Origin of the sequence: Alteromonas sp. 14N.309.X.WAT.G.H12 (assembly GCF_036697315.1) — a bacterium.
Classification (GTDB): Bacteria; Pseudomonadota; Gammaproteobacteria; order Enterobacterales; family Alteromonadaceae; genus Alteromonas.
Genome location: NZ_JBAHZB010000025.1, coordinates 1 through 2,007 on the forward strand (window position 1 = coordinate 1; position 2,007 = coordinate 2,007).

General features: G+C 45.9%; 3 protein-coding genes. 2 read left to right on the top strand and 1 reads right to left on the bottom strand.

Annotation, left to right across the window (positions count from 1 at the left end; genetic code table 11):
* Together V5298_RS09150 and trxA are read left to right on the top strand one after the other, a co-directional pair.
* Window positions 1-731 (top strand): PQQ-dependent sugar dehydrogenase (locus V5298_RS09150; RefSeq protein WP_332931158.1); only part of this gene is annotated, 731 nt, incomplete at its 5' end.
* 70 nt (window positions 732-801) lie between these two features.
* A complete protein-coding gene (trxA, locus tag V5298_RS09155; protein WP_332931159.1) occupies window positions 802-1,662 on the top strand; it encodes a thioredoxin in 861 nt (286 codons plus the stop codon).
* Window positions 1,663-1,665: 3 nt separating this feature from the next.
* Here trxA and V5298_RS09160 read toward each other — a convergent pair.
* A partial coding sequence (locus V5298_RS09160) for a hypothetical protein (protein WP_332931160.1) occupies window positions 1,666-2,007 on the bottom strand: 342 nt, incomplete at its 5' end.

The following is a 2,007-nucleotide window of genomic DNA, read 5'->3' on the forward strand; positions in this document are numbered from 1 at the left end:
ATGGTTCCTTGACCAACGTACGCACAATTTTTAGTTCCCGCCCGCTAGTAGACAATGGATTTCATTTTGGTTGTCGACTGGTGTTTGATAATGCGGGCAATCTTTTTGTCAGTCTTGGCGATCGTTACACGTATATGGATGAAGCGCAAAACACCAATAATCATCTTGGTACCATTGTGCGCATTCATGCTGACGGCTCTGTACCCGACGATAATCCGTTTATTGAGGGTGATGCACCTGAGGTGTTTAGTTATGGCCACCGTAATGTTCAGGGGCTTACCGTACACCCTGACACCGGAGATATTTGGGCCATGGAACACGGTCCGAAAGGTGGCGATGAAGTTAATCTTCTCAAAAAAGGGGCCAATTATGGTTGGCCTGAAATTACCTACGGCATCGATTACAGTGGCGATATCATTTCGGACAAAACAGAAATGGAAGGTATGGAACAGCCTATATTGTACTGGGACCCTTCTATTGCACCAAGCGGCATGATGTTTTATTCAAACCACAGGTTTTCTCAGTGGAAGGGCGATCTCTTTGTGGGATCCCTCAAATTTACCCATTTGCGCCGTATTCATATGAAGAACGGTGTGCCCGGTGAACAAGTTGAGTACTTAAAAGAGCGCAAAGAGCGGATCCGTGATGTGGTCGAAGGTCCAGACGGGTATATATACCTGCTTACCGACATGCCAAAGGGCAAATTACTGAAAATATCACCGGCGCAGTAGTATACTCATTGCTTGTATTTCTACCTGAAGTACCCATATTAGTGGGCAAATAGTTTTAAAGGCCTATGTCATGGATAATTTAGTTGCGAACAATACCGTAGATATTACCCCGGAAAATTTTCAGCAAGTCATCTTAACCGACTCTCAGGAAAAGGTGGTTTTAATTGATTTCTGGGCAGAGTGGAGTGAGGAATGTAAGTCCGTTTCTCCTGTATTAGCGAAAATCGCCTCAGAATATGGTGATGCCTTGATTCTGGCTCGGGTTGATTGTGATGCGCAGCAAGAAGTCGCCGCCCAGTTTGGTATTCGTAGCCTGCCTACGGTTATGGTAGTGAAAGATGGTCAACCGGTAGATGGTTTTGCCGGAGTTCAGCCAGAAGCTCAGATCCGCGAATTACTCGAAAAGCATTTACCGAAACCGGAAGATGCGTTATTGGCAAAAGCGGGAGAAGCCATTTATGAAGGCGATTATGCTGCCGCCTTTCCCCATGCCAAACAAGCCTACGAACTGAATCAGGAGAACATTAACGCCAAGTATATGTACATCGATTGCTTGGTGGAAAATGGCTCGGTGGAGACGGCCAAAGCCTTGCTTGATACTATTAAGCTCGTTGATCAGGATTCTCGCTATCAAACCATGGTGGGAAAAATTGAGCTTGCAGAAAAAGCCGCAGATACACCGGAAATACAAGAGCTCACGGCTCAAGTTGAAGCCAATCCAGATAATCTAGAGCTAAAAGTGGAACTTGCTGTGCAACTGCAACAAGCGCATAAGTCTGCTGAAGCCTTAAGTTTGCTGTTTTCTGTATTGTCGAAAGATTTACATTTCGGGGATGCGAAAAAACTTATGCTGGATATGATTAATGCCATGCCTGATGGCGATAGCCTGAAGTCCGAATATCGTCGGAAAGTGTACAGCTTATTGTATTAGCCTTTATTTGGATGGATAGGGGGTAAAACCGCCCTCTTCAAGCCAGCACAAGGCGGTTAAATAGCTGCTGAAGTATGCGCGCTCATAATGGGGGCTAATGCTTTCTTCCCGTAAATGCGGGTGGGTACGTTCAAGTTGAGCGCGTTTTACCATGCCAGTTTCAAGTACGTAAGCTGAGCGAACAAGGCCCATAGATATATTATTGGCTACGGCTTCAGTGAGTATATTTTGACAATCAGGGGTTGATAACACCCATCGTCTGCCATCCATAATCGCCGCCCAAGGCTTACCACGAAGAGGTTGGGCTGCGCGATTTACATCTTCGGCAAAGGCTTCGGCTGTTGC